Origin of the sequence: Algibacter sp., assembly GCF_049667265.1 — a bacterium.
Lineage (GTDB): Bacteria > Bacteroidota > Bacteroidia > Flavobacteriales > Flavobacteriaceae > Algibacter_B.
The window spans coordinates 1-21643 of record NZ_JBATHX010000084.1 but is presented as its reverse complement, the minus strand read 5'-3'; the positions used below and the strand labels follow the sequence as shown (position 1 = coordinate 21643).

The 21643-nt window shown below is 33.3% G+C and carries 22 protein-coding genes; 13 read left to right on the top strand and 9 right to left on the bottom strand.

Annotation, left to right across the window (positions count from 1 at the left end):
- Both WBN21_RS03165 and WBN21_RS03160 read left to right on the top strand, forming a co-directional pair.
- The coding region (locus WBN21_RS03165; protein ID WP_424197847.1) for an amidohydrolase family protein at positions 1–777 on the top strand (777 nt) is incomplete at its 5' end.
- Positions 774–1325: a DUF4296 domain-containing protein gene (locus WBN21_RS03160; protein ID WP_424197846.1), complete on the top strand. Its 552-nt coding sequence runs from the start codon at positions 774–776 to the stop codon at positions 1323–1325. The genes WBN21_RS03165 and WBN21_RS03160, both read left to right, overlap by 4 nt.
- Here the strand turns inward: WBN21_RS03160 and WBN21_RS03155 are convergent.
- Positions 1300–2301 carry an NAD-dependent epimerase/dehydratase family protein gene (locus WBN21_RS03155; RefSeq protein ID WP_424197845.1) on the bottom strand — a complete coding sequence of 334 codons (1002 nt, stop codon included), beginning with the start codon at positions 2299–2301 and terminating at the stop codon, positions 1300–1302. The genes WBN21_RS03160 and WBN21_RS03155 overlap by 26 nt on opposite strands.
- 87 nt (positions 2302–2388) lie before the next feature.
- Here WBN21_RS03155 and tyrS point away from each other — a divergent pair, with 87 nt between their 5' ends.
- Positions 2389–3684 (top strand): tyrosine--tRNA ligase, encoded by a 1296-nt coding sequence (tyrS, locus tag WBN21_RS03150; protein ID WP_424197844.1) that lies wholly within the window; start codon positions 2389–2391, stop codon positions 3682–3684.
- A 124-nt stretch (positions 3685–3808) separates the two neighbouring features.
- Here the strand turns inward: tyrS and WBN21_RS03145 are convergent, their stop codons facing one another.
- The 3 genes from WBN21_RS03145 to WBN21_RS03135 all read right to left on the bottom strand — a co-directional run bounded on the left by WBN21_RS03145 (position 3809) and on the right by WBN21_RS03135 (position 5748).
- A complete protein-coding gene (locus WBN21_RS03145; protein ID WP_424197843.1) occupies positions 3809–4255 on the bottom strand; it encodes a YHS domain-containing (seleno)protein in 447 nt (148 codons plus the stop codon).
- 46 nt (positions 4256–4301) lie between these two features.
- Positions 4302–5282, bottom strand: coding sequence for an acyl transferase (locus WBN21_RS03140; RefSeq protein WP_424197842.1), 981 nt, complete (start codon positions 5280–5282; stop codon positions 4302–4304).
- 124 nt (positions 5283–5406) lie between these two features.
- A complete protein-coding gene (locus WBN21_RS03135) occupies positions 5407–5748 on the bottom strand; it encodes a T9SS type A sorting domain-containing protein (protein ID WP_424197841.1) in 342 nt (113 codons plus the stop codon).
- Positions 5749–5949: 201 nt separating this feature from the next.
- Here WBN21_RS03135 and WBN21_RS03130 point away from each other — a divergent pair, with 201 nt between their 5' ends.
- Positions 5950–6645: a response regulator transcription factor gene (locus WBN21_RS03130; protein WP_424197840.1), complete on the top strand. Its 696-nt coding sequence runs from the start codon at positions 5950–5952 to the stop codon at positions 6643–6645.
- The gene (locus WBN21_RS03125; protein WP_424197839.1) at positions 6629–7672 is read left to right on the top strand and encodes a sensor histidine kinase; all 1044 of its coding nucleotides are present in this window, start codon (positions 6629–6631) and stop codon (positions 7670–7672) included. Before WBN21_RS03130 ends, WBN21_RS03125 begins: the two co-directional genes overlap by 17 nt.
- Here the strand turns inward: WBN21_RS03125 and WBN21_RS03120 are convergent.
- Positions 7655–8701, bottom strand: a complete 1047-nt coding sequence (locus WBN21_RS03120; protein WP_424197838.1) for a glycosyltransferase — start codon at positions 8699–8701, stop codon at positions 7655–7657. The two genes, WBN21_RS03125 and WBN21_RS03120, sit on opposite strands and share 18 nt — an antisense overlap.
- Positions 8702–8929: 228 nt before the next feature.
- Between WBN21_RS03120 and trmB the strand changes: the two genes are divergently transcribed.
- From trmB to WBN21_RS03105, 3 genes are read left to right on the top strand one after another with little or no spacing between them, the layout of a single operon-like run.
- Positions 8930–9604: a tRNA (guanosine(46)-N7)-methyltransferase TrmB gene (gene trmB / locus WBN21_RS03115; RefSeq protein WP_424197837.1), complete on the top strand. Its 675-nt coding sequence runs from the start codon at positions 8930–8932 to the stop codon at positions 9602–9604.
- Between the two features lie 2 nt (positions 9605–9606).
- A complete protein-coding gene (locus WBN21_RS03110; protein ID WP_424197836.1) occupies positions 9607–10236 on the top strand; it encodes a LysE family transporter in 630 nt (209 codons plus the stop codon).
- Between the two features lie 2 nt (positions 10237–10238).
- The gene (locus WBN21_RS03105; RefSeq protein ID WP_424197835.1) at positions 10239–10568 is read left to right on the top strand and encodes an MGMT family protein; all 330 of its coding nucleotides are present in this window, start codon (positions 10239–10241) and stop codon (positions 10566–10568) included.
- A 36-nt stretch (positions 10569–10604) separates the two neighbouring features.
- On the opposite strand, the gene WBN21_RS03100 is transcribed toward WBN21_RS03105, so the two are convergent.
- Positions 10605–11438 (bottom strand): hypothetical protein, encoded by an 834-nt coding sequence (locus WBN21_RS03100; RefSeq protein WP_424197834.1) that lies wholly within the window; start codon positions 11436–11438, stop codon positions 10605–10607.
- A 267-nt stretch (positions 11439–11705) separates the two neighbouring features.
- Here WBN21_RS03100 and WBN21_RS03095 point away from each other — a divergent pair, with 267 nt between their 5' ends.
- Both WBN21_RS03095 and WBN21_RS03090 read left to right on the top strand, forming a co-directional pair.
- Entirely contained in the window at positions 11706–12842 is a 1137-nt protein-coding gene (locus WBN21_RS03095; RefSeq protein WP_424197833.1) for a P-loop NTPase, read from the top strand.
- 3 nt (positions 12843–12845) lie between these two features.
- Complete coding sequence (locus WBN21_RS03090) at positions 12846–13088, top strand: NifU family protein (protein WP_424197832.1); 243 nt, start codon at positions 12846–12848, stop codon at positions 13086–13088.
- A gap of 34 nt (positions 13089–13122) precedes the next feature.
- Here the strand turns inward: WBN21_RS03090 and WBN21_RS03085 are convergent, their stop codons facing one another.
- The 3 genes from WBN21_RS03085 to WBN21_RS03075 form a co-directional block, all read right to left on the bottom strand.
- Positions 13123–13497, bottom strand: coding sequence for a HEPN domain-containing protein (locus tag WBN21_RS03085; RefSeq protein ID WP_424197831.1), 375 nt, complete (start codon positions 13495–13497; stop codon positions 13123–13125).
- Between the two features lie 282 nt (positions 13498–13779).
- Complete coding sequence (gene nifJ, locus WBN21_RS03080) at positions 13780–17310, bottom strand: pyruvate:ferredoxin (flavodoxin) oxidoreductase (protein ID WP_424197830.1); 3531 nt, start codon at positions 17308–17310, stop codon at positions 13780–13782.
- A 333-nt stretch (positions 17311–17643) separates the two neighbouring features.
- A complete protein-coding gene (locus tag WBN21_RS03075; RefSeq protein ID WP_424197829.1) occupies positions 17644–17994 on the bottom strand; it encodes a 4Fe-4S binding protein in 351 nt (116 codons plus the stop codon).
- Positions 17995–18146: 152 nt separating this feature from the next.
- On the opposite strand from WBN21_RS03075, the gene WBN21_RS03070 reads away from it, so the two are divergent.
- The 3 genes from WBN21_RS03070 to WBN21_RS03060 all read left to right on the top strand — a co-directional run.
- Complete coding sequence (locus WBN21_RS03070; RefSeq protein ID WP_424197828.1) at positions 18147–20003, top strand: 2-oxoacid:acceptor oxidoreductase subunit alpha; 1857 nt, start codon at positions 18147–18149, stop codon at positions 20001–20003.
- Positions 20004–20005: 2 nt separating this feature from the next.
- Positions 20006–21019: a 2-oxoacid:ferredoxin oxidoreductase subunit beta gene (locus tag WBN21_RS03065; protein ID WP_424197827.1), complete on the top strand. Its 1014-nt coding sequence runs from the start codon at positions 20006–20008 to the stop codon at positions 21017–21019.
- A 118-nt stretch (positions 21020–21137) separates the two neighbouring features.
- A partial coding sequence (locus WBN21_RS03060) for a class I SAM-dependent methyltransferase (protein ID WP_424197826.1) occupies positions 21138–21643 on the top strand: 506 nt, incomplete at its 3' end.

Sequence of the window (21643 nt, the reverse complement as noted above, 5' to 3'; positions counted from 1 at the left end):
AACTTAAAGAAGTACATGGATGAGTTTGGCGATGATATTCCTATTAAATATCACCCAATAATTAGAAGTGAGGAAGCTTGTTATATTTCATCTTCTAAAGCTATTGAATTAGCAAAGAAAACAGGCGCTAGGTTGCATGTCTTTCACCTGTCAACTGGGAAAGAAACAGGATTATTTACAAATAAAATACCCTTAGCTGAAAAGAAAATTACTTCCGAGGTTTGTATACACCATTTGTGGTTTTCAGATGAAGATTATGATAAAAAAGGAACCTTAATAAAATGGAATCCTGCGGTTAAAACCAAAAAAGATAGAGACCAATTATGGAAAGCGCTTTTGGATGATAGAATTGATGTAATAGCGACAGACCATGCGCCACATACTAAGGAAGAAAAAAATAACGTTTATACAAGTGCACCTTCTGGCGGGCCATTAGTACAACATGCTTTACCGGCTATACTAGAAATGTACCATAAAGGAAAGATTTCTTTAGAGAAAATTGTTCAAAAAATGTGCCATAATCCAGCAATCTTATTTCAAATTGAAAGACGTGGATATATTAAAGAAGGATATTTTGCCGATTTAGTTTTGGTAGATTTAAATAATCCATGGACTGTTACAAAAGACAATATTTTGTATAAATGCGGATGGTCACCTTTTGAGGGAGCTACTTTTAAATCGAGAATTACCCATACATTTTTAAATGGTGTTTTAGTGTATCATAATGCTAAGTTTAGTGAGGTGAAAGCAGCAAAACGATTAACTTTTAATAGATGATTATAAAACGACTTTTGTTATTTTTTGGAATACTGTTTATGGCAACTGCCTGCAATCAATTAAAAGGTCCAGATAAACCAAAGAATTTAATTACGAAGGATAAAATGGTCGATATTTTAATTGACGCTAAATTCATTACCTCCGGAAGTTCAAAAAATAAACTTATCATGCGCGATAGCGGACTTAATGTGAACACCTATGTTTATGAAAGACATCAGGTTGACAGTTTACAATTTGCCTTAAGTAATGATTATTACGCATTTCATGTTGAAGATTACGAAGAAATTTACACACGAATAGCCGATAGTTTAACAGCACTTAAAGATGCGCTTAAAATTATTGAAGCTGATGAATGGAAAGCAAAAAACAAAAGGGCAGAAGATTCTCTTGCAAAAATATTAATTGAAAATAAAGAAAATAAAGATTCTTTTAGTCTAAAAGAAGTTAAGTTAAAAGATTCTCTGCAAATTGATAACGAGCGGTTAGAAGAAAGCATAAAAGAAATTGAAGGTCTATTAGAACCTATTTCTGATAGTGTTTTCCGATAATTCGAATAGTTTCATCAATGGCCTTAAATTTATAGTTTAGGGCCGTTTTTATTTTAGAGCTATTGTGATGTTTTTCCGTTGTTAACGACTTAGCAATTTGCTTGGTTAATTGTCTTCTTTTACCTGTAATTTTATGGTTAAGCCAATCTAGTTTCCAAGCTATATATAATAATTTAACACTTGCTAATTTTTTTGGCGGTTTCGCACCTACAGCATGTGCTAAAGATTGTAAAAAGTTTTTGTACGTCCAGTTTTCTGCAACCAAAACATAGCGTTCGTTTTTTATTTGACTATTCATGAGTTCAATCATTATCGAAACGACATCATCAACAGAAATTAAACCTACTGTTCCAGAGGTGAAATATTTTAAACCTTTACGGGCTTTTTTAAACAAACTTCCCGTACCATAATACCAAATTCCAGCACCTAAAATGACACCAGGATTTACAATAACAGCATCAAGGCCTTCTTGCGTGCCTCTCCAAACTTCCATTTCGGCACCATATTTTGTTATGGCGTAAACACTATTATCTGTCTCAGGATTCCAATTTGTGTCTTCATCAATAGTGTCATTGCTAAAAGTGCTTCCTAATGTGGCAATGGAACTTACATAGCAAAGTTTTTCAATGGCATTGGAGATACAAAAATTTACAATATTTGCGGTGCCTTCAATATTTGTTTTTCGTAAAAGGTGGTATTTATCTGGTTCAAAAGATACAAATGCAGCACTATGATAAACATGTGTAATGTCCTTAAAAGCTTCAGAAAGTGATGGCACATCAATCAGGTCAGCTTGCACCCATTCAATGGCATTAAATAGGTGGTTGTAATCTTTTGTGTAAGTAGAAAACACATTTTTAGTATTTTCTAGCTTACGTTCAGTTCTGTAAATAGCTCTTACTTTTTCATTATTAGAAATAAGTCTGTAAAGCAAATGTGCTCCAACCAATCCAGTTCCTCCTGTTACTAAAATCATGCAACTAAATTAAAGAATTATTCAGAATACATAAGGAATTATACCTGTATTTTTATATTTGCATAGTTTTATAAAAATTAAAGAAGCATGGTAACGAATTTTGTTGAAGAATTAACTTGGAGAGGCATGATACATACAGTTATGCCAGGGGCTGAAGAGCATTTAATGGAAAGCATGCGAAGCGCATACGTTGGGTTTGATCCTACGGCTGATTCTTTACACATTGGTAACTTAGTGCCTATTATGCTTTTGGCACATTATCAGCGTTGTGGACACAAACCAGTAGCTTTGGTTGGCGGAGCAACAGGCATGATTGGTGATCCATCAGGAAAATCTAATGAGCGAAATTTGTTAGATGAAAAAACACTCAGGCATAACCAAGAAGCTATAAAAACTCAGTTATCTCATTTTTTAGATTTTGAAAGTGACGAAGCAAATGCAGCGGAATTAGTGAATAATTACGATTGGATGAAAGATTTTTCATTTCTTGAATTTATTCGCGATGTTGGTAAGCATATTACTGTAAATTATATGATGGCTAAAGATTCTGTCAAAAATAGAATTTCGTCAGATGACTCTGAAGGGATGAGTTTTACCGAGTTTACCTATCAATTAGTACAAGGTTACGACTTTCTTCATTTGTACAGAGAAAAGGATTGTTCCATTCAAATGGGAGGAAGTGATCAATGGGGAAATATTACCACAGGAACCGAATTAATTAGAAGAGTTGGTGGCGGAAAAGGGTATGCTATAACGTGTCCTTTAATTACAAAATCTGATGGTTCTAAATTTGGAAAATCTGAAGGCGGAAACGTTTGGTTAGATGCCAATAGAACATCGCCTTATAAATTCTACCAATATTGGTTAAATTCAAGTGATGAAGATGCAGAAAAGTATATCAAAATTTTTACGTTTTTAAATGAGGCTAAAATAAATAGTTTAATTTCAGAACATAAGGAAGCACCACATTTAAGAGTTTTACAAAGGCGATTAGCGGAAGAAATTACTGTTATGGTACATTCTAAAGACGATTTAGATAATGCTATAAAAGCCAGTAATATATTGTTTGGAAAATCTACAAGTGACGATTTAAAACAATTAAATGAACAAACGTTTTTAGATGTTTTTGATGGTGTACCACAAACGCAAATAGAGAAGACAGACATTGAAAACGGTTTGGATATTATTGCGGCATTAGCCGAAAAAGGAGGGTTTTTAAAATCGAATGGCGAAGCTAGAAGAGCCCTTAAAGAAAATTCAATTTCTGTAAATAAAGAAAAAGTAAAAGAAGATTATAGTATTACTTCTAAAGACTTAATAAATAACAAGTTTGTTTTGCTACAACGCGGTAAAAAGAATTATTTTGTATTACAAATTGTATAAAAATAGTAAAGCCTGAGTTTTCACTCAGGCTTTACGTTTAACCAACTAACTAACAGCTAATTTTTCTTTTTCTTAGCTAGTGTTTTTGTCGAGATATTTTCAAGAAACTTACAAATCGTTTAAATTATTTTTTAAATTTTATCGTCTTCCAGTTTTTATCAGCTTTAGCTTTTAAAGCATCTTCGTTTTTTTCTTTCCATAAATCTAAAGTATTAGTTCCCCAAGCGTTGTAAAACAAGTAAAGTTTATCGTCCTCTATTTGAAAGGTTTTTGGGTTTATGGATACTTTATCATTTTTAATAGCAATGGCGTAGGCACAGTATCCGCCGTATTGAGGAATATATTTTTCAGGATTTTTATTAAATAATCTTAAATTTTCTTCTGATGAAAATTTAAATTTAACGTTGTCAAATGAGGTTGTGAATGCATCGCTGCCTTCAATAGCTTCGTTATTAAAATACGAAACCACATCATAGCCATTTGCAACAAAACCCTTTTTTAAGTTGTAATCGATAGTTTGGGCAGATAAGGAGGAAATAGTTATTGTAAATAATAAAATGAGACTTTTCATAAAATAGCTTTTATAATAAGTCTAAAAAAGTGGTTAACCTTACAATTTATAAAACCATAAGATTGCATCCCCGAATATCAGAATTGTCAAAACGCCCAATTACCTCAAAGGATCCATCGCTATTTACGCTTCCTAAATCTTGAGTTGCAATAAATGAACAAGAATTTACATTGGCTAAATCAATAATATTTAAACCACCTGTTTTTCCTGGAGACTGAATAGTTAGTGCGTCTTCAGTATCTCGCGTTAATATGGTCATCCATGGCGGACAATTAAAAATGCCGTTTCCTTTGGAGTAGGCCTGGCTCAAAAGTTCGGTCATCCCATATTCACTATGTATGTGTTCAACCCCAAATCCTTTTTTTAAAGCGTTATGAAGTTCTGTTCTAATCAGTTCTTTTCGTCTGCCTTTCATACCACCAGTTTCCATTATGATGGTATTTTTTAAGTTGAATTGATAGGTTTCAATGAAATCTAGCAACGCAAATGAAACGCCGATGAGTAGTACTTTTTTCCCTTCAGAATCTAGTTTAGTTAGTGTGTCTTTTAATTGAGAAAAATTATCCAAATAAAACCCACTTTCAGAATGGTTTGAGGTTTTAATCATACTATCAACCATGTAAATTAAAGAAGATCCTTCACGTTCTAAATAGGATGGGAGCAACCCTAAAATCACATAGTCTTCTATGTTTCCATAAAACTGCTCAAAACCTTTTGAAAAGCTATTTTGGTAGATTTTTAAATCGGTAACATGATGTTTGCTGGTTTCGGCGCCAGAAGTACCAGAACTAGTAAAGGTTGTTTTTATGGCTTCTGTTGAGCTTAAAACATCTCGGGTTTTAAAAAACTGAATAGGTAAAAAAGGAATGTCTTTTATAGTTTTTACCTCGCTTGGGTGTTTGTATAATAAATCGCAAAAAGACCTGTAAACCTTATTGTTTTCAAACTGAAATTTGAAAATTTTTATTGCTAAATCTTCAAATTCTTCTCGATTTTTTATGTTAAAAATGGATGCTGTTTCTATCATGCTTTGCAAAGAAACAAAAGTATTAAGAAAAAAAGGCACAAAAAAAGCGTTGCAATAAACAACGCCTTTTATCAATCGTATTTTTAAAAACCTTTTTTTTCTTAGGTCGAACTCAGGTTTAAACCTAATTTACTACTAGTTTCCTAGATTCGCTAATAGCATTTTCGGTAATTTTTAAAATATAAACACCTTTATTTAAATTAGAAATATTTAATTCCTTGCCAGCCAAAACAGCAGTAAACACTTGTTTTCCTAAAACATCAAATATTTCGATATGCTTAATTAAACTTAGTGTGGATGCAATGTTAATTGTAGGTCGTTCGCTATTTACAGGGTTTGGGTAAATTGCTAATCCTGCAATAGCTGTCTGCGTAGAGGGGTTTTTAACACTATTTTGAGCTTCCAAATTACGGGAAGTAAAAAAGGTTAAAATTGCGAATAAAATTAAAATGTAAATTTTTTTCATACTCTATGATTTGGTTTAATAAAGATAATATATTACAGCAAAAGTGATGCCAAAAGAGTGTTAAATATTGGGGTGATTGGTCGAAATGTAAAATTGTTGTAAGCCCATTGTTACCTTAATGTTATTAATTTTATAATTTTTATGAAATAATGTTATAAGGGTTATCTTTACTTCAATAAACCAGTTTTATATCTAACAAGAATGAAAAAAAAGGATATTAAAATATTATTAGTTGATGATGAACCAGATATTTTAGAGATCGTTGGTTATAACTTATCGGCCGAGGGATATCAGGTTATTACTGCTGAAAATGGACTAGAAGGTGTTAAGAAAGCAAAAAAAGAGCTTCCGCATTTAATTATTTTAGATGTTATGATGCCTGAAATGGATGGTATTGAAGCTTGTGAACTAATTAGAAAAAATCCTGATTTAACAAATTCAATAATTACCTTTTTAACAGCCAGAGGCGAAGATTATTCCCAAGTTGCAGGTTTTGATGCTGGCGCCGATGATTATATTGCAAAACCTATAAAACCAAAAGTTTTAGTAAGCAAGGTGAAAGCGCTTTTACGTCGCTTTAAAGAAGAAGATGTTGCAGATACGCTTAAGGTAGGAAGCTTGGTTATTAATAGAGATGAATATAAAATTGTATCAAAAGGAAAAGAGATAATTTTACCAAGAAAAGAATTTGAATTATTATCTTTACTAGCGTCCAAACCAGGAAAGGTTTTTAAAAGAGACGAAATTCTTGATACTGTTTGGGGTAGCGAAGTTGTTGTTGGAGGTAGAACGATTGATGTTCATATTAGAAAACTTCGTGAAAAACTAGGTGATAAAAGCTTTAAAACCATAAAAGGTGTAGGCTATAAGTTTGTTGAAAATGCAACCGAAATTTAAAAAATCATATAAATTTGCTGTTCGTACGGCATTATTCATCACATTATACACAACACTCTTAATGAGTGTTTTTTTGTATGTCTTTTATAGTTTGGAATGGTATCACCCGTTACTGTTTTCAGTTTGTGTTTTTGTTTTTTCTTTTTTAGTTATTCAGTATAGCGTAGAACGTTTTATATACAAACGCGTAAAAAAAATCTATGATGATTTAACACTTCTAGAATCTGTTACTTTAGCAAAAGGCCCTATTACTACTGATATGCAAACGCTAACTCAAGAAATAGATAAGTTTGCCAGAGATAAAAAGATTGAGATTGAAACCTTAAAAGTTAGAGAAGAGTACCGAAAGGAATTTATCGGTAATGTATCGCACGAGCTAAAAACACCTTTGTTTACCGTGCAGGGTTATATTGAAACCTTGCTTGATGGTGCCATGAACGATAAAAATATTAGAGAAAAATATCTCGAAAGAGCCAGTAAAGGCATTGAACGTTTAGGATATATTATTAAAGATTTAGATATGATTACCAAACTGGAAGTTGGTGATTTAAGTTTAAAGTTGGAAATATTTAATATTGTTGAGCTTGTTGAAAACGTATTCGACATGTTAGAAATGAAAGCAACCAAAAAAAAAATAACACTCGTTTTTGATAGAGATTATCCAAATCCAATAATGGTAAAGGCTGATAAAGAGCGCATTCAGCAAGTATTAGCCAATTTAATAGTAAACTCCATAAAGTACGGAAGCCTAAGAGGCACTACAGAGGTAAGTATAGAAAACCTCATTAAAAACAAAGTGATTGTAAGAGTAACTGATAATGGCGAAGGCATAGCCAAAGCAAATATTCCTCGTTTATTCGAGCGTTTTTATCGTGTTGATAGAAGCGGATCTAGAAAAGAAGGCGGTTCTGGATTAGGGCTTTCAATCGTTAAGCATATTATCGAAGCGCATCAAGAAAAAATTTATGTAGAAAGCGAATTTGGCGTTGGTAGCGAGTTCTCCTTTACTTTAGAAAAGGCTGAATAAATCTTTATAATTAACTTCAACATCAAAACTTTTTAAACCCTCAAAAGCTTTAATGTTTTCTAATTTATTTAAAGTAAAGTCCTTTTGATTACAACTGGGCACTAAATTCATATTGGTAAGTCGTTTTGCTAAATACTCTTGTTCAAACTGCCCAGGAGTTGGAATAAAAAACGCTTTTTTATTAAGTTTAGCCAAATCCATAACCGTAGTATAACCCGATCTCGATAAAATCAAAGCGCTTTCATTTATAGTTTTTTCAAGTAAACCAGTAGTCATAAAATTATAAATAGTCATATCGCCTTTAACCTGTATAGTTTGTTCTTTTTCCATAACACCTTTCACAAAAGCTACCTTTCCCGAGAAATTCCTCAATTCTGAAAGCAACTTTTCTTCCAACAAAGTACGCTGTGGTTCAGGCCCAGAAAGCAAAACCATTAAATCATTTTTAATTTCAGTTTTAATTTTTGTCAATCTACTCAAGGGTCCAATATATTTTATGGGCTTATCAAACTTTTTTACATGTCCTAATTTGCCACTTAAATTAATTTCCCCTTCGGCATCAGGAACCCAACACACATCAAACTTCTTAATAATATTTTGGTGCATTTTTGTGCTCAACCAAGTGGTATTACCACTTAACACGTTTAGTTGGTGCGTAATAAAAACCGAAGGCACTTTGTTACTTCTAACGCCCAATCTGTTGTCAGAAATAATTCCAGCAATATTGCTATTTTCTAAAATCGATTTAATAGCCTTTTTCTCAGCCTTTATTGCCTTTATAAGCTTCGGAGATTCCTTTAAAAGTTTTAATTTAAAAAGCTTACCATTTTTAGCATATTTTATATCGTAAGATGGCAATTCTATGGAAGAAAGGTTAGGGAATTCTTTACGCAATAAGGCCAATGCAACGCCATCACTAGCAATAACTGGCACGAATCCTTCCGCAATTAAAGCGTTAATAATTGGAATGCATCGTGCAGCATGACCAAGACCCCAATTTAAAGGCGCAACTAAAATTCGTTTTTTCATTAATAAATATTTGGGCGTGCCCCAAGGGTCGGGCTTTCGGCAGTCGCTTTTTTGTGTTGCATACCTGCCTGCCGGCAGGCAGGGGTGCAACAACACAAAAAGAGCTTCAACAATGCCTCAATCCCTCACGCACTTTTTTGCTAAATTCAAAGGTAAGAATTTAATGGCTTGGTGTTATTTGCTTAATTTTACCAAAAATTATATAATAACAAGAAATCGTTAATAAACTTGGGAAGCAAAAATAAACTCAGAAGATTTAAAGAAAACGAAACATTTTCAAATGTCGTTCAACCTACTAGAGACGAGCTGGTAAATTCAAATTTCAATTTAAAAGGACATTGGCGAGAAAAGGTTTTTAAAAACAATAATCCGTTGGTTTTAGAATTAGGTTGTGGAAAAGGAGAGTATTCAGTTGCTTTGGCCAAAAAATATCCGAACAAAAATTTTATTGGTATTGATATTAAAGGCGCAAGATTTTGGCGAGGTGCAAAAACAGCCATCGAAGAAAATATTCCAAACGTAGCCTTCCTTCGTACCCAAATCGAATTAATTGACCACGCCTTTGCTGAAAATGAAGTGGACGAAATCTGGATAACCTTCCCCGATCCACAAATAAAATATAAGCGAACAAAACATCGCATGACAAATGCCACGTTTTTAAAACGTTACAAACAAATACTAAAATCAGATGGTATTATGAATTTAAAAACCGATAGCGAATTTATGCACGGTTATACTCTTGGTCTTTTACATGGAGCTGGACACGAGGTGCTTTATGCCAACCATAATGTATACAAACAAGAGGGAAGCCCAGAGGAAGTTACAAGCATTCAAACCTTTTACGAGTCGCAATATTTAGAACAAAACAAACCAATTACCTATATTAGATTCAAAATTAAATAATAGTGAACATCACCTTTATCTTTTTTCTAGGATTATTTTTTGCAATGATTGGTGTTATTCCACCAGGATTGTTAAATATGACAGCCGCAAAAGTGAGCCTAAAAGAAGGTCATGTTAGGGGTATTGTGTTTTCTGCCGGCGTGTGCGTAGTCGTTTTAATACAAACCTATCTGGCTTCAATTTTTGCTCGTTATTTAAGTAAGCACCAGGAAGTTATTGGTGTTTTAAGAGGTGTTGCTCTTGTTATTTTTATATTAATTACCATTTACTTTCTTTTTGTGGCTAAATCTGAACCAAAACAGGAAATAGTAGCAAAAAGAAGAAGTAAGCATAGTCGGTTTTTTCAAGGTTTATTTTTATCGTCTATTAATGTTTTCCCAATACCTTATCAGGCTTACATGACAATTACTTTGGCATCTTACGGTTGGATGTCGTTCGAAAAATCGAGTATCATGGCTTATGTAATTGGTGCAGCTACTGGTACTTTTGTGACGCTTTACATGTATATTTTCTTTTTCGATAAAATAAAAACTAAAACCTTCACGTCTCAAAAAAATATGAACCGTATTATTGGCGGAATTACTGGTGTTATTTCTATTGTTACTTTAATTAATATTATTCAAGATTTTTAATAATGCAGCCAGATACCCTTAATTTTTTCGATAAAGTTTATGAGGTTGCAAAATTAATCCCTTTTGGTAGGGTAACAAGTTACGGCGCTATTGCAACATATCTTGGGGCGGCTAGAAGCGCAAGAATGGTTGGTTATGCCATGAATGGCTCTCACGGAAAAGATGTACCAGCACACCGTGTTGTTAATCGAAAAGGTTTGCTAACAGGTAAACATCATTTTGATGGTACAAACCTTATGCAACAATTATTAGAAAGCGAAGGTGTTGAAGTTATTGAAAATCAAATTCAAAACTTAGATTCTGTGTATTGGGATCCTTCCAAGGAATTGTAGTTTTTTCCTATTTTTTGTAAAATTTACAAATCACAATCATAACGAAACCCCAATTCCAACCGTGACATTTGAAAAACCAACACTTCCAATTTTTAAATATTCATAACCTCCAATAAACTTGTATTGTTTTTTGTGGTAATTTAAAAGTGCATTAAATTTGTTTATGGAATTGTCATTAATCAGCGTTTGATTAAAATTAGATTTCAAACTTAAAGGGTTGGCAAAAAACCATTCTGCACCCAAAGCATAAGTAAAGCCCAGTTGTTTAACCTCGCCATCAACATAGGCTGCACCCAATCCCCAATAACCATCAAAACGTTCAGTACGCACCCGATTATATTTTGCTAAAACTGTATAAACGGCCAAGGCATTGTCTCCAAAATTGTCATTTCCTTCCCAAAGTTGAAGGTAATCTAACTCAAATCCCCAGCGTTCGAGAAAACGCATATCTGCATTTAAATGGTTACCATATAATCTATTGGTTTCATAAATAAATCGGTTGGTTATGGATGTGGTAAAAATTTCGGAGTCTTCATTCCAATCAAATGAATAATTTCCAGTAACAGAATTGTGATAAGGATGTTTCGTTAAAACGGCATTATGAGATTTGTTATATGTTTCAAACGGACTTTCAAAAGCAACGCCATAAGCCGTGTAAGCAAATATTGGAGCAACTAAATCACGAACAATATCGGTTAATAAATCACTATCAGAATCACTTGAGTCATTTGAGTAGGTTGATTTCGTATAACTATTAATTGATTGTTCCGTTTCCTTCAAGCTATCTTCAGCTTCTTTTATTTTACCTTGACCATAACTTGATGAGCTAAAAACAATAACAATTAAAAAAGAAAGCATAGATTTTTTCATGATTCAACGGATGAAAATATAGAGTTATTATGGCACATAAACTATGCCGTTATTAGGTTTAATTACTAATAAAAAAAACAAATAATTGTATAGCTAAAACTTCTAACTTGAAGCTTCTGTCTTCAAGCTTTATTGCTTATATTTGCTCTTAGAATGATTCTTAATTAGTGAATTTCATGGTTTAGAAAATGAAGTGAATGAAACTATAATAATTGAACTAATCCTGATACAAAATCGGGATCTTTTGAAATAGATTTTAGATTAAATATGAAGCTAGATAAAAAAGACATACTAAAAGCACTCGAAAATATTACTGTTCCTGGAGAAGGGCAAAATATGATTGAAAGTGGTGCCGTAAAAAACGTGATAACTTTTGGCGATGAGGTAATTGTTGATATCACCATAAAAAACCCAAGTTTACAAGCAAAAAAACGAACTGAGGTTGATATTCTTAAAATCATTCACGAAAAGGTTTATGAGAAAGCTAAAATTACAGTCAATGTGAAAGTGGAGGCACCAGAAAATCCTAAAGTGAATGTTATTAAAGGGAAACCAGTTCCTGGAATTCAAAATATAGTTGCTATAGCATCTGGTAAAGGTGGTGTAGGGAAATCTACAGTAACAGCAAATTTAGCGGTAACTTTAGCTAAAATGGGCTTTAAAGTTGGGGTTTTAGATGCCGATATTTACGGGCCATCAATTCCAATTATGTTTGATGTTGCTGCCAAAAAACCATTAGCAGTAAACATAGAAGGGAAATCTAAAATGAAACCTGTAGAAAATTACGGCGTTAAAGTATTATCCATTGGGTTTTTTACACAACCAGATCAAGCTGTGGTTTGGCGTGGACCAATGGCAGCTAAAGCTTTAAATCAAATGATTTTTGATGCTCATTGGGGAGAACTGGATTTTTTACTTCTAGATTTACCCCCAGGAACAGGCGATATCCATTTAAGTTTAATGCAATCCTTACCAATTACAGGAGCGGTTGTGGTAAGTACACCACAAAATGTAGCTTTAGCAGATGCTAAAAAAGGAGTAGCTATGTTTCAGCAAGAAAGTATTAACGTGCCTGTATTAGGAATTATTGAAAATATGGCATACTTTACACCTGCTGAATTACCCGACAATAAGTATTTTATTTTCGGAAAAGAAGGTGCTAAGCATTTAGCTGAAGATTTAAATGTACCATTTTTAGGTGAATTGCCATTAGTACAAAGCATCAGAGAAGCCGGTGACATTGGTCGTCCAGCAGCATTACAAACAGGAACACCACTAGAACAAGCTTTCGAGAAAATAACTCAAAATGTAGTTCAAGAAGTGGTAAAAAGAAATGATGATTTACCACCAACCGAAGCCATTAAAATTACAACTATGGCAGGTTGTGCAGCAGTTAAAAAATAAAATATGACTTCAGAAGAGCTAAAAGCAAATGTTGAAAAAGCCTTAGACGAAATTCGTCCGTTTTTACAAAGTGATGGTGGCGATATTTCGTTATTGTCTATAGAAGACAACGATACACTTGTAAAAGTCCAGCTGCAAGGGGCATGCGTAGGTTGTAGTGTTAATCAAATGACACTTAAATCTGGGGTTGAAATGACCATAAAAAAGTATGCGCCTCAAATAGAGCAGGTGATAAACATTGATTAAATATATTAACCAACAATTTTCGTAGTTCTAAAACTTAAATAATTTTTTCTCTTCTAAGAAATGTGTCTAAGGAATCAGCAATATCAAAGCAGTTATTGACTTTTGAAACTTCGTTGCAAAATCTAGAATCCAAATTATGAGCTTTACAATCAAAACCTTCTAAGTTAATTTTTTCAAATTTTTTGTTAATTCTTAAACATTGCTCATAAAGACTATTTATTGTTTTGAAGCTACTTGGGTCAATATCATTTTTTAAAAGATATCCTTTGAGGTAGTTTTCAATGGCATATTGAGAATTTTTGCAAACTAAATAGGTTGCAACATCTTCTTCTGGTTTAAAGAGCTCTTTATTTGCTTGATTCAATTTTTGAGCTGCGTTTACAAAAAAATTACTGGCATTATTTTCCATAATAAGTATATTTAGTATTAATAATTATACCATTTACCAATTGAAATTACCGTAATTAAAACTATGAGTTTTTGTTTAAAACCCTTAGGGCTTGCTTTGTTTTTGTTTTTTTGAATTTTAATGCCTCATGGAATTGCCTTGAGGTAGTTTAATTAATAATAATTTCAGTAATAACTGGTATTGAAAAAGTTATGAAATCTCCATGCTATTAAAAATAGCATGGAGATTATCATTTTTAAAGACATTAATTCATATTTAAATTAAATGTTTATTAAGATTTATTTACATACCTCTATGAAGTTCTAAACGTTCCCATCGAGAATCAACTTCTTCTTGAGCTTGTTTAAGAAGTTTAGCTCCTAATTCAGCATTATCTTTAACAACCCTTGTGAATCGAGTTTCTGTATACATAAATTCCTCAAGCGGTGCAGATGGTGCTTTAGAGTCTAATCTAAACTTCTTGCCTTTTGGTTTAGAAGGGTCGAATCTAAATAATGGCCAATAACCGGTTTCAACCGCTTTTTGTTGATGAATTGCTCCATCTTTTAAATTATAACCATGGTCACCACAATGTGAGTAAGCAATGATTAATGATGGTCCATCATAAGCTTGAGCTTCTTCAATGGCTTTAAGCGTTTGTATATCCTTCGCTCCAATTGCTATTTGAGCAACATAAACGTTATCATAAGAAACAGCTTGTAAGGCTAAATTTTTCTTGCTGGTTCGTTTACCAGACACAGCAAATTTAGCACTTGCGCCTAATGGTGTCGCTTTAGACATTTGTCCACCAGTATTAGAATATATCTCAGTATCTAACACCATAATATTGATGTTTTCTCCAGATGCCAATACGTGGTCAACGCCACCATAACCTATATCATAAGCCCAACCATCACCACCAAGAATCCAAACAGATTTTTTACGTAAGTACTCTGTTAATTGTGCTAGTTTTTTAGCTTCAGGTTTATCAATTGTAGCTAATTTAGCCTTAAGTTTATCAAGGTTTGCGAAGTTTTCTTCTTTTTCAGCTTCCGTTTTTTCCGGATTGTTTAAAATAGCATCAACTAATTCAGTACCAACTTCTGCTTCTAATCCTTTTAATAGGTTTTCAGAAATTTCCTGTTTTTTAGTTAATCCTAATTTCATACCTAAACCATATTCTGCATTGTCTTCAAATAATGAATTTGCCCAAGCTGGTCCTCTACCAAATTTATTGGTTTTATAAGGCGTTGTTGGTAAGTTACCTCCATAAATAGAAGAGCAACCTGTTGCATTGGCAATTAAAATACTGTCTCCATATAATTGGGTTAGTAATTTAATATAAGGTGTTTCACCACAACCAGAACATGCTCCAGAGAATTCGAACAATGGTTCAAGGAATTGAGACCCTTTTACATTGGTGATATTTAATTCTGACCTGTCATAATCAGGTAAATTGATAAAATAATCCCAATTTGGATCTTCAGCACCTTCAACTTTAAGCTTGCTATGCATGTTAATCGCTTTAAAGTCTGGGTCTTCCTTGCTTATAGCAGGACAAACCTCAACACAAAGGTCACAACCAGTACAATCTTGCGCAGATACTTGTAATACATACGATTCTTCATCTTTATTAAATGGTCTGCCTATTGCTGGAACCGATTTTAATGTTGATGGTGCATTTGCCATTTCTTCATTAGAAACCACTTTAGCTCTAATCGCAGCATGAGGGCAAATAACGACACACTTATTACATTGCGTACAGATATCTTCTCCGTCCCAAACTGGAACTTTGTCTGCAATACCACGTTTTTCGAATTGAGTTGTCCCTGTTGGGAACGTGCCATCTACCGTGAATGCACTTACTGGAAGTTCATCACCTTTTCCTGCTAAAATTTTTCCTAAAACTTCTTTTACAAATGGATCAGCATCACCAGTCATCATTGGCTTCAATTCTGCATCACTTGTAATTTGTTTTGGATAATCAACTTGTTGAAGATTTTCCAATGATTTATCAACTGCGTTAAAATTCATTTTAACCACAGCATCACCTTTTTTAGAATACGATTTTACAATGGCTTCTTTAATTTTCTGAATAGCTTCATCTTTAGGTAGTACACCAGAAATAGCGAAGAAACAGGTTTGTAATACAGTATTGGTACGTTTACCTAATTTTGCTTCATGAGCTACTTTAGTGGCATCAATTACAAAAAAAGCTAATTCGTTTTCAATAATTTCTTCCTGCATTCTTTTAGGAAGGATATCCCAAACAACATCTTTGTCAAAAGGGGAGTTCAATAAGAATGTTCCGCCTTTTTTGATGTTTTTTAAAATGTCATATTTTTCAATGAAGTTAAATTGGTGACAAGCAATAAAGTTTGCCTTATGAATTAAATATGTTGAATATATTGGGTCAGGACCAAAACGTAAATGTGAAACGGTTTGAGCGCCTGCTTTTTTAGAATCGTAAACAAAATAACCTTGTACATAGTTATCAGTTGTTTCACCAATAATCTTAATAGAGTTTTTATTCGCACCAACTGTACCATCAGAACCTAAACCGTAAAACATGCAGTTAAAGGTGTTTTTAACAGTATTTAATCGTTCGCCAATTTCTAAACTTCTAAAGGATACATCGTCATAAATACCAACTGTAAAGTGGTTTAATGGTTTTTCTTTATCCAACTCATCGTAAACAGCTTTTACCATTGCTGGATCAAACTCTTTAGAAGATAAGCCGTAGCGTCCACCAATAATTTTTGGCATGGCTCTGTCACTTTCCATAAAGGCCGTTACAATATCTTGGTAAAGGGGTTCACCAACGCTTCCTGGTTCTTTAGTTCTGTCTAAAACAGCAACTTTTTTAACTGTTTCTGGTAAGGCATCAACAAAATGACTGATAGAGAATGGTCTGAATAAACGTACTATAATGGCACCAACTTTTTCACCATTTTTTACCATGGTATCAACAGCTTCCATTACTGGACCTTGACCGGAACCCATAATTACCACTACTTTTTCTGCTTCAGGATGACCAACATAATAGAATAAGCTATACTTTCTTCCTGTATGTTTGTAAAACTCATTCATGGTGTCTTCAACAATTCCAGGAACTTTATCATAATAAAGATTGGCAGCCTCTCTTGCTTGGAAGAATACATCTGGATTTTGAGATGTACCTCTTATTACAGGATTATCTGGATCTAAGGATCTTTTTTTATGAGCCATTATTTCATCTTCTGGCATCATGTCTTTAATAATATCATCAGTAATCCCATCAATTTTAGAAATCTCGTGAGAGGTTCTAAATCCATCAAAAATATTCATGAATGGTATTCTTGATTTTAATGTAGCAACTTGAGAAATCAACGCCATATCTTGTGCTTCTTGTACTGAACCACTAAATAACATGGAGAAACCAGTTTGTCTTGCTGCCATGACATCGGAATGATCACCAAATATTGATAATGCATGTGTTGCAATAGTTCTTGCCGCTACATGAATTACAGATGGTAACAACTCTCCTGCCATTTTATACATGTTAGGAATCATTAACAACAATCCTTGAGACGCTGTAAATGTAGTTGTTAAAGCACCTGCTTGTAACGAACCATGAACTGCTCCAGAAGCACCACCTTCACTTTGCATTTCAACAATTCTTGGAATATTATCCCAAATGTTTTTTTGTCCTTTTGAGCTATAAACATCTACATGTTCACCCATAGGTGATGCCGGGGTTATTGGGTAAATGGCACACACCTCGTTTGTTTTATGAGCAACTCGAGCAACGGCTTCATTTGCATCACAAATCAGTTTTGGAAATTTTTTCTTCATAATAAAGTTATCTTATTAAATAAAATTCATAAAAAACTAGGTAAGTATGCTTTTTTGAATTTTATAATTGTGTAGACCTTAACAAGATTCTTTTTTTGACTAAAACCTAAAGGTCGTTCAAATAAATACCCAATAAAATTAACTGAAGTATAGAGTATAGACTATGATAATTATCATGTAATTGGGTAGATTTTAAGTGTTTTGAAAAAAAAATTGAGAACCCAAATAGTATGGAGTCCTCAATTTAGGCGCTAATAATTTCCTAGGGAGTTGAACGCTAGAAATAAATATGAAAAAAATTAGCTTTAATTCTTAAATGAAATTTTGTAAATATTATTCGGCATGTAACCAAGCTTTTTTATTTAATAAAACTTCTTCACTTTCAACGTGATTTTCATCAGGTACACAACAATCTACAGGGCAAACTGAAGCGCACTGTGGTTCGTCATGAAAGCCTTTACATTCTGTACATTTTTCAGCTACTATGAAATAGAACTCGTCAGATACAGGTTCGTTCATTTCATCAGCGTCTGCTTCATCTCCATTTGGGAGTGTGATTGTTCCACTTAAAGCGGTTTCGTCTGCATAAGCCCATTCTTGATCGGGCTCATAAATTGCATTATTAGGACATTCCGCAATACATGCGTCACAATTAATGCATTCATCTGTTATTATGATAGCCATAGTAATATGATTTTATGATAATATTGAGTAAAAATAAATTTTATTAGGCGTTTATAATATGATAAAAATCATATTAAATTTTAAATACAGATGTTATATTTGATAAGGACAACTTCAATTTTTTGATACTAATATTTTTATGCCTAAAAATTATGATTGCTGAAAAAAATGAAATACAACCCGAAGTTCTAGAAGCTGTTGTTATAAGATTTGTTGGAGATTCTGGTGATGGAATGCAGTTAACAGGTACGCAGTTTTCTGATACTTCTGCAATGATTGGAAATGATGTTTCAACGTTTCCTAATTACCCTTCGGAAATTAGAGCACCTCAAGGAAGTTTATATGGCGTTTCTGGCTTTCAAGTTCATATAGGTAGTGTAGAGATTAGTACACCTGGTGATGATGTAGATTTATTGGTGGCTATGAATCCTGCTGGCTTAAAAACCAATCTTTATGCTGTAAAACCAGGACATACTATTATAGTAGATACCGATTCATTTAGCAAAAAGAATTTAGAAAAAGCAAAATATGCATCAAACCCCCTTGAAGATGGGAGTCTTGATAATTATCGTGTTATTGAAGTAGCCATTTCATCGCTTACAAAAGAAGCTTTAAAGGATGTTGAAGGTTTAGATAATAAGAGCATTACTAGAAGTAAAAATATGTTTGCTTTAGGCATGTTGTATTGGATGTATCATCGTTCTACAGAGCATACTATTGAGTTTTTCAACAAGAAATTTGCTTCTAAACCTCATTTAATAGAATCTAATACTAAGGTGTTAAATGCAGGTTTTTATTTTGCTGAAACATTGGAGTTAATTCCCAATTCATATACCATTTCTCCAGCAAAAATGCCTGCTGGTACATATAGAATTATAAGTGGTAATACGGCAACAGCTTGGGGGTTTTTAGCTGCTGCAGAAAAATCGGGGATCGAATTATTTTTAGGGTCTTATCCTATAACACCTGCAACAGATATATTACATGAATTAGTAAAGCACAAACATTTTGGAGTGAAAGCTTTTCAGGCAGAAGATGAAATTGCGGGTATAACATCAGCAATAGGTGCATCATTTGCAGGCGATTTAGCAATTACAACCACATCAGGTCCAGGTTTGGCTTTAAAAGGTGAAGCCTTAGGATTAGCCATGATGGTGGAACTTCCTTTGGTTGTGGTAAATGTTCAAAGAGGTGGTCCATCAACAGGATTGCCAACCAAAACAGAACAATCCGATTTAATGCAAGCAATGTATGGTAGAAACGGTGAAAGTCCTGTAATTGTAATTGCAGCAGGCACACCTTCTGATTGTTTTAAATATGCATACGAAGCTGCAAAACTGGCTTTAGAACATATGACGCCAGTTATATTGCTTACCGATGGATACATTGCTAATGGTTCAGAACCTTGGTTAATTAAGTCGGTTGCAGAAATGCCAGAAATTAAAAATAATAGAATTAAAGAAGCTAAAGAAAACTGGCATCCATACGATAGAGATAAAGAGACACTTGCTCGTGATTGGGCAGTTCCGGGTACTTCTGGATTGGAACATAGAATTGGAGGCTTGGAAAAAGATAAAATTACAGGAGATGTATCTCATGTTCCAGAAAACCATGAGTTCATGACAAAAATTAGGGCTGAAAAAATTAAACGTGTAGAAAATTACATCCCTGAATTAGAAACTGAATTTGCCGAATCTGGAGAATTACTTGTTGTAGGATGGGGAGGCACTTATGGTAGTTTGCATTCCGCAGTAAAACAATTAAATGCGGAGGGCTATGACCAAATAGGCTATGCACATTTCAATTATATAAATCCGCTTCCAAAAAACACAGAGGCCGTTTTAAATAAGTTCAAAAAAATTGTGGTTTGTGAGCTAAACAATGGTCAATTTGCGAGTATTTTAAAAATGAATTTTAATAAGTACAACTTTTTGCAGTTCAACAAAATCCAAGGCTTGCCATTTGGGAATGCAGAACTTACAGAGAAGTTTAAACAATTATTAAACTGATTATGGAAACAACTGCTATAAAAGAATATACGTTTAAAGATTTTGCTAGTAATCAGGAAGTAAGATGGTGTCCTGGTTGTGACGATTATGTTATTTTAAGATCAATGCAAAAGGCGCTACCAGAAATGGGTGTAAAAAAAGAAGATGTTGTCTTTATTTCAGGTATTGGTTGCTCTTCTCGTTTCCCTTATTATATGGATACCTATGGTATGCACGGCATTCATGGTAGAGCTCCAGCAATTGCATCTGGTGTTAAATTAGCAAACCCAGATTTAAGTGTTTGGGTAGTGACTGGTGATGGCGATTCTATGGCAATTGGAGGAAATCATTTTATTCATGTATTACGACGAAATATCAATTTAAATATTCTGCTTTTTAATAACGAAATTTATGGTTTAACTAAAGGTCAATTTTCACCCACGTCTTTAGTTGGACAAAAAACAAAATCATCTCCCTATGGGAATACACAACCGCCATTTCAACCTGGAGAATTAGCCATTGGAGCACAAGCACGATTTTTTGCTAGAATAGGTGGGAATACTCCAAAAGAAATGACGCAAATGTTTATTGATGCTGAAAAATTTAATGGAACGTCTTTAATTGAAATATTACAGAATTGTGTGATTTTTAATGATTGTTGTTTTACAAAATATACAGATAAAAATGTTAGGGAAGACCAGCAGTTATTTGTTGAGGATGGAAAACCAATGGTTTTCGGAAAAAACAAGGATAAAGGTTTAGTGTTAAATGGATTAAAATTAGAAGTTGTTACTATTGGAGAAAATGGCATTACAGAGCAAGATGTTTTAGTTCATAAAGCCAATGAAAAAGACCCAACCTTGCATCAAATGTTAGTACGATTAGAATATCCTCTTGTAACAGGTATTATAAGACGTTTTGAAGACGTTACTTTAGAAGAAAGAGAAGATGCTTTGACTAAAGAAGTAAAGGCGAATTCAAAATTCACAAAAACCGATGATCTTTTCTTTTCAGGAGAAACTTATGAGGTAAAATAGTTTTATCTTAGTTGTTTTATCGTGTTAATAATATTGAATAACTTCATACGGAATTCGGTTATTTCAAATAAGAAATGGTATAATAAAACCGAATGTTTATTGACCTCAATAAAATGATATGAAAAGCAACAGCCAATTTTTTAATGAGCTTTCCTATGATTATGATTTGATGATTAATTTTGAGAATGCACTAAACAACAAGATTTCCTTCATAAAAAATTTTCTTGAAATTAATTATAAAACAGCTCTTGATTTAGGTTGTGGAACTGGGGCAGATGCCATTGCCTTGTCAAAACTGGGAATTCAAGTCGATGCAGTAGATCACTCTAGCGGAATGTTGCATCAAGCTATGAAAAATGCAAATAAATTTGATGTTGATATTAATTTTATTGAATCAGGATTAACTGCATTCAATGTAAAAAACAAAAAATACGATTTTATAGTATCGTTGGGTAATACCATTGCTAATATTAATGTGTTAGAATTAAGGAATATAATGTCAACAATCTTTGAGATGTTAAATAATGGCGGAAGTGCATTATTCCAAATTGTAAATTACGCCAAACTACCTGAAAGTGGCAACCATATACTTAATGTATTTGAAAATGATGAGGTATCCATAAT